Here is a 6,486-nt window from a genome sequence, read left to right on the forward strand (position 1 = left end):
TGTAACGGGAATAATCGTCGAGGATGGTCGATAGGTAAAACCATCCCCAGCCGATGACCTTCAGGTAGGTGAAGTCGGTTTGCCACATCTCGTTCGGCCGCGTGGTCTTGTCTTTGAACTCGTCATTGGCCTTGATGACGATATAGGCTGGCGACGTGATCAGGTCGTGAGCCTTGAGTAAGCGATAGACCGAAGCCTCTGATACAAAATAACTTTCCGTATCAGTGAACTTCATCGCCAATTCACGCGGTGACAGGTCGGCATGATCGAGCGCTAGTGCGATGATGCGATCCCGGATATCGTCAGGGATACGATTCCACACCCGCGAAGGTGCGGACGTCCGGTCTTCCAGCCCCTCGACACCGTGAGTCTGGAAACGATCATACCAACGGTAGAAGGTCGGCCTTGGAATGCCCAGCTTTTCCAGCGTCTGCCTGGCTGACAAATGCGACTGCTCGACAAGCCGGATGATCTCATGCTTTTCGGAGGCGGGATATCTCATTCGTCGTCGCCCCCATCCCCGATCATGCTTTTTTTGAGCAGGCGGTTTTCCAGGGTGACGTCGGCCAGCGCCTCCTTCAGGTCACGGCTTTCACGACGCAGCGCTTTTACTTCGTCGCTGGTGGCAGAACGGGCGGTGTCGCCTGCAAGACGCTTCTTGCCTGCCTCAAGGAATTCTTTCGACCAGCTATAATAAAGGCTCTCGGCGATCCCCTCACGGCGGCAGATTGCAGCAATGCTGTCTTCCCCGCGCAGACCTTCCAAAACAATACGGATTTTATCCTCGGCTGAATAATGTTTACGCGTCGCACGACGGATATCTTTGATCGTCTTCTCCGCAGAAGACGTTTGCGGAACCGGTTTCTGTCTCATCTTTGCGTACTTTAATAAAGCCATGATGAGCCGAAAATCCTCTCTTCTTAATTAAACCAGTTTTGTCTCAAAGGCGCTGATGTCGGACAATTTTTGCACCATAGACAAAATTACGAACTGGATCAGGTTAAAGTAACAGTGCCTGTGTGTTTGATAAGTAGGCTAAAACCGTCGAAGTCAGTGGCTTTTTCGATAAGGAATAGGCCTTAGATTTTTGAAAGCTCGAAGCTCTTTAATAATCAAGAGCTTTGCTTTCCCACTCTCCCCTCGCCTACCGTATTTTGCTTATTTCCGAATCGAAATATTAATAAAGAGAAACCGATTTAAAACTCTCCACTTAATTTCTTCTCTTACCGTTAAATTCTGCAGTCAGTTCTTTTTCACTCAAGTCATTGTTAAAAATACGAATTCTAGCTATCTGGTAGCGCTGTTAACCATTGATTAACTAATAATTTCTTGCAGCAACCGCATATTTCCCTATCATCACGCAAAATAACCCATTTCAATGCAATTTGCCGTGATGAAAGATTTCTCTGTGAGCACATCAACTCGTCAGTTTCCTACCGATGTTTATAATTCGATTGGAGATCAAGCTGAAATCCTTTCCTCATCTTTGCAAGCGATGAGCGAGGCCTTATTCCCGCCGACTGCCTCTAAAGAATTGCGTAAATTCACGTCTACTGAAGCCGCAAAGCTTATCGGTGTCTCTGACTCACATCTTCGCAAGCTAAGCATTGCAGGTGATGGACCACAGCCCGAAACATCAGCTAATGGTCGCCGTCTCTACACACTTAAAGATATCAATGCGCTGCGCAAATTGATGGCTGATAACATTCGCGGTCGGGATCCTATTGAATTGCTTCCACATCGTCGGAAAAATGAACACCTGCAGGTGTTAGCTGTCACCAACTTCAAAGGCGGCTCAGGCAAGACAACAACATCAGCTCACCTGGCTCAATATTTTGCGCTTCGAGGCTACCGTGTTCTAGCCATTGATCTCGATCCGCAGGCTTCATTGTCTGCTCTTCTCGGTGTCATGCCTGAAATCGACGTTAGCTCGAACCAGACATTGTATGCAGCTATCCGATATGACGACGAGAAGCAGCCGTTAGAGAACGTCATCCGCAAAACGTATTTCGATAGCCTCCATCTTGTTCCCGGCAACTTGGAACTCATGGAATTCGAACACACGACTCCTAAGGCTTTGACCTCTGGAAATCGAAACGAACCTCTTTTCTTCATGCGGATTTCAGAAGCTATCGATCAGGTAGCTGACGACTACGACATAGTTGTCATCGACTGTCCTCCTCAGCTCGGCTTCCTAACCCTTTCAGGTTTGTGCGCAGCCACATCCATGATTGTTACCGTTCATCCTCAGATGCTCGATATCTCTTCAATGTCGCAGTTCCTGCTGATGACACGTGACCTGTTATCTGTAGTGAAAGAAGCTGGCGGAAATCTGCAATACGATTTCATTCGTTATTTGCTGACACGTTATGAGCCGCAGGACGCACCACAAACTAAGGTCGCTGCCCTCCTCCGCAATCTTTTCGATGACAGTGTTTTGGTAAATCCAATGCTGAAATCAGCAGCAGTATCGGATGCAGGTCTTTCCAAGCAGACCCTTTACGAAATCGGACGTGAGAACCTCACGCGCTCAACATACGACCGTGCAATGGAAGCTCTTGATGCCGTGAATGCAGAAATCGAAGCTCTCGTGAAGAAGGCGTGGGGTCGTGAGTAGCGACTTTTTGGGACCTCCCAACAACAATCAGACTACATTTGTTGGGACGTACCAACAGAATTCTAAAATCGTGATTTGTTGGGACCTCCCAACAGTAGGAGGTGACATGAGCAGAAAAGAAACGATCAGCAATTTGTTTTTGCAGAAGCGTGAAGCCCCTGCCCCGTCATCTGCGACCAAACCAGATACTGATCGTGTCCGCTCTGGTGCAATTGGCGCTATGGGTGCCTCTCTTAAAGAGATGGCTGAAAGTGCAAAACACGCTGTCGATCTCCAAAAGCAGCTAGAAGAAGCAAACTCAATTCTTGAAATCGAACCTTCTCACGTAGAGCCATCTAAGATCGCTGATCGTATCACTATTGATGTCGATCCAGCTTTCGATGAGCTTGTTGAAAGCATCCGCGAGAATGGTCAGCAAGTTCCTGTGCTTCTTCGTCCATCACCAGACAACGATGGTCGATACCAGATTGCATACGGTCGTCGCCGTCTTCGTGCAGCAGAGAAAATTGGAATCAAAGTTCGGGCTATCGTTAAAAAGCTCACTGATGATGAATTGATCGTAGCTCAAGGCCGTGAGAACCTTGATCGACAAGACCTCTCATTCATTGAGAAGGCCTTCTTTGCTAAGAACTTGGAAGACCTTGGAATTGAGCGTTCGGTCGTTATCTCAGCCTTAGGTATGGATAAATCAGATGTGAGCCGTCTGATTTCCGTAGCTAAGAAAATTCCTGAGGACTTTATCAAAATCATTGGTTCCGCACCAAAAGCAGGGCGTAAACGCTGGCTTGAGCTTCTTGAGCAGCTTGAGAAACCGGAGAGGCTTTCTGCTGCAGAAGATTTCTTACTGAGAGACGAGCTTACAAAGCTTGATAGTGATCAGCGGTTTTCAAAACTGATAACACGTCTGAGAGCTCTTGGAAAAGCAGGAAATGACGGTTCTGAGGATCCTGCCGCAAAAACCTGGAGATCTCAGGATAATCTGTTTAGCATCACGATGAATCGGAAGCCTAAGCAACTCGATGTGTCGTTTAAGAGCGATAAGTCGAATGAATTTGGCGACTGGCTATCTAACAATCTTGAGCGACTGTTGAGCGAATTTAAACAGTCAAATACCAACACCGGAGACTAAACCGCAAAAGAAAAGCCCCCACAAACTTTCGTCTGAGAGAGCTGATCCGTTTTTTCGCAATTTACGAATCGCATTTCTCAGAAATTTTGTCAATGATTTTAACGTCATTTCTGGCGTGTGGGACTGCTTTTGCCTAAATTTAGAGGGCAATCGAAATGCAAATTTTGGAGAGCGTAACGACTGCATTACGCAGTCGAATGACCAATCGTGTCTCGTCTTCACCTAAGACAGCCGAGGGCATCAAAAAATGGGAAGTGTACAGACATCTATGTATCGCTAAATCCGGGTATGGATTGAATGATCGTTGTCTGACTGTGCTTAACTCCCTGCTGTCATTCTTAGCTGATGATGTCATCACATTGAAATCGAAGCTCGTGGTTTTCCCATCCAATAAGCTGATTTCACAACGCGCTCACATGATGCCGGAATCCACCCTGCGTAGACATCTGACATCATTGATCAAAGCTGGCCTAATCACACGCAAAGACAGCCCGAATTGCAAACGATATGCTCACAAAAGCAGAGCAGGAGAGGTTGAGCTGGCATTCGGTTTCGATCTCTCACCATTCTTTGCTCAAGCATCAGTTATTAAATCTGCTGCAGAAACCATTCTGGACGAGCAACGGGCTGTAAAGCGCCTAAGAGACGAAATCACAATCATTCGCAGGGAGATCACAGAAACCTTCACACATGCAGCTGTAGAGCCTTCTGACGGTCTTTATGTGCGTTTCAATGACATCGTGAAGGCGATCCCACGCAAGGCTTCTCTGGCAGAATTCAAGGCGATTAAGGCTACTTTGGATGCCATTATATCTGATTTGGCTATCACACTGAAAAATAATGAAAATGCTGAAGAAATGAGCGGCAATGTCGCTCATATTGAGCGGCATATAGAGTCACTTTCAGAATCCGTTTTAAAAGATAAAAATGATTTTTTAGACTTGAAAGAGACGGCATCTGAAGTTGCGCATCAGAAATCGGATGTTTCTAAAGCTGAAACCATTTCATTGGATTTGGTTCTCAGAGCTTGTCCAGACATCCAAAGCTATTCTTCCTCTGGCATTAGGAATTGGCGAGAACTCGTGGATATCTCGAAGATGGTTTCTGGCTTTCTTGGAATTTCTGAAGCCGCTTATCGTGATGCTGTTCGTATTTTGGGGCTTGAGAGCGCATCGGCGGTTATAGCTGGCATTCTGCAGAAAGGTTCAGAGATAGCCTGTGCGGGTGCTTATTTACGTTCTCTGGTAGGGAAGGCGAGGGCAGGGAGGTTCTCTATCTCCGAGATGCTGATGAACGGCTTGAGAAATCGGGTTTATCAGTAGGCACCGTTATGTCTGGATGGCGCCCGTCTGGCAAGTGTCTATTCCTTGATACTTGAGCAGAGCCCTATCACCTTAGCGCGCTCTGATGCGCAATACGGTGCCACGGGTTCTTCTGATTATGCGGTCCATTCCGCTATGTTTTGTCATCACATCATAGTCACGCCGCCAAAGTTAGCTCCGTTACCGGAGATTCATCATCTGCTTGAGGTTATGCGGTTATTATATTGGTTAATGAGTTCGTTTTGATGTCGACTTCATAGTCCCGCTTATGGATGATAACGGCCCAGGCGATGCGGACCATTTTATTTGCCAAAGCAACCGCAACGAGCCTGAATGGCTTCTTCGCCAGTAATTGCCTCGCCCATAGGGCAAGAGCGGATTGGCTGGTTCCCTTCCGGATACTGTAGAGCGCTGCAGTTGCCCCAAAAACCAGAAGTTTTCGCAAGTGGCTGTTGCCCATTTTGGAGATGCGTCCCAGACGTGGCTTTCCGCCACTGGAATATTGTCTGGGCACAAGTCCGAGATAAGCGGCGAATTCGCGTCCGCAGGAGAACTGTTTGGCAAAAGCTGCAAGACTGGCTGTCATATAGGTTGCAGTCAGCACACCAATACCGGAGATAGTCGTTAGCCGGTTACTGGTTTCACTGTCACGGTGCATTTCCACAATTGCGTGCTCGAGTTTGGCAATCTGCCTGTCAGTCTCAATCAGCATCTCTGCCAGAGGTTGCAAGGCAGTGACAGTAACTTCTGGGACCTGCGCAGAGCTGTTCATCTTCTCCTCCCGGTGTTGCAAAAGCACAAGCAGGCTGCGGACATTGCGTGCACCTAAAGCGCTGAATGGAGCATCAGGGTTGATTGCTGCTCAACGCTCTTTACCGGCGCAAAGCGCATAGTAGGACGAGAAACAGCTTCACAGATTGCAGCGTTTGGGCCCAATAGTGTGCAGTCGCGCAGGCTTCTATGCCAATCAGGCAGGGAAACAGTGTCTTGAAAAACGTCAGCATCTGCGAGCGGCGAAGGGGTTTGCGCAACAAAACCTGGCCGTCTGCATCAACCCCATGAACCTGGAAGACATTCTTTGCAAGAACAAGTCCGATTGTCGTAATCATGTGTCATGATGGATGGCTCCTTTCTATGGTTTGTCCAATAAGCCGATAATGGCACATCTGATGCCCAAGCAGGACGCCATCCATCACATCACTTTATACCAAGGTGCTGAGATGCTAACGCATCACGCCTTGAAAAAGTTTAATCGCCACTCCGGCTTGGCGCAGTCGGCCCGAAGCTGCGATTTTGGCCAACTTGAAGAACGTTGTGGGATGAGAGCGGCGGTGCAAAATTAGTCCACGGAAGTGGCGGGATAATCCCGCTTCGGCGGAGTAAAACTCGGCCACCTATTTTCCTTCTGCAACGAGTGC

The 6,486-nt window shown here is 47.8% G+C and carries 3 protein-coding genes and 2 pseudogenes; 3 read left to right on the top strand and 2 right to left on the bottom strand.

Annotation, left to right across the window (positions count from 1 at the left end):
• Positions 1-873: pseudogene (locus tag VBH83_RS18890) on the bottom strand (helix-turn-helix domain-containing protein); the annotation flags it as partial.
• Between the two features lie 520 nt (positions 874-1,393).
• On the opposite strand from VBH83_RS18890, the gene repA reads away from it, so the two are divergent.
• The 3 genes from repA (at position 1,394) to repC (ending at position 5,068) form a co-directional block, all read left to right on the top strand.
• Positions 1,394-2,617 (top strand): plasmid partitioning protein RepA, encoded by a 1,224-nt coding sequence (gene repA / locus VBH83_RS18895; RefSeq protein WP_396999034.1) that lies wholly within the window; start codon positions 1,394-1,396, stop codon positions 2,615-2,617.
• A 106-nt stretch (positions 2,618-2,723) separates the two neighbouring features.
• Entirely contained in the window at positions 2,724-3,746 is a 1,023-nt protein-coding gene (repB, locus tag VBH83_RS18900) for a plasmid partitioning protein RepB (RefSeq protein ID WP_396999032.1), read from the top strand.
• A 155-nt stretch (positions 3,747-3,901) separates the two neighbouring features.
• Positions 3,902-5,068 (top strand): plasmid replication protein RepC, encoded by a 1,167-nt coding sequence (gene repC, locus VBH83_RS18905; RefSeq protein ID WP_396999033.1) that lies wholly within the window; start codon positions 3,902-3,904, stop codon positions 5,066-5,068.
• A gap of 208 nt (positions 5,069-5,276) precedes the next feature.
• Here the strand turns inward: repC and VBH83_RS18910 are convergent.
• A pseudogene (locus tag VBH83_RS18910) lies at positions 5,277-6,177 on the bottom strand (IS110 family transposase).
• Between the last annotated feature and the right edge of the window lie 309 nt (positions 6,178-6,486).

Origin of the sequence: Ochrobactrum sp. S1502_03, assembly GCF_044435015.1 — a bacterium.
Taxonomy (GTDB): Bacteria; Pseudomonadota; Alphaproteobacteria; order Rhizobiales; family Rhizobiaceae; genus Brucella; species Brucella chromiisoli.

Bases quoted from the DNA above. Each gene is read 5' to 3' on its own strand.
- repA (WP_396999034.1), top strand. From the start codon at position 1,394: ATGAAAGATTTCTCTGTGAGCACATCAACTCGTCAGTTTCCTACCGAT.
- repB (WP_396999032.1), top strand. From the start codon at position 2,724: ATGAGCAGAAAAGAAACGATCAGCAATTTGTTTTTGCAGAAGCGTGAA.
- repC (WP_396999033.1), top strand. From the start codon at position 3,902: ATGCAAATTTTGGAGAGCGTAACGACTGCATTACGCAGTCGAATGACC.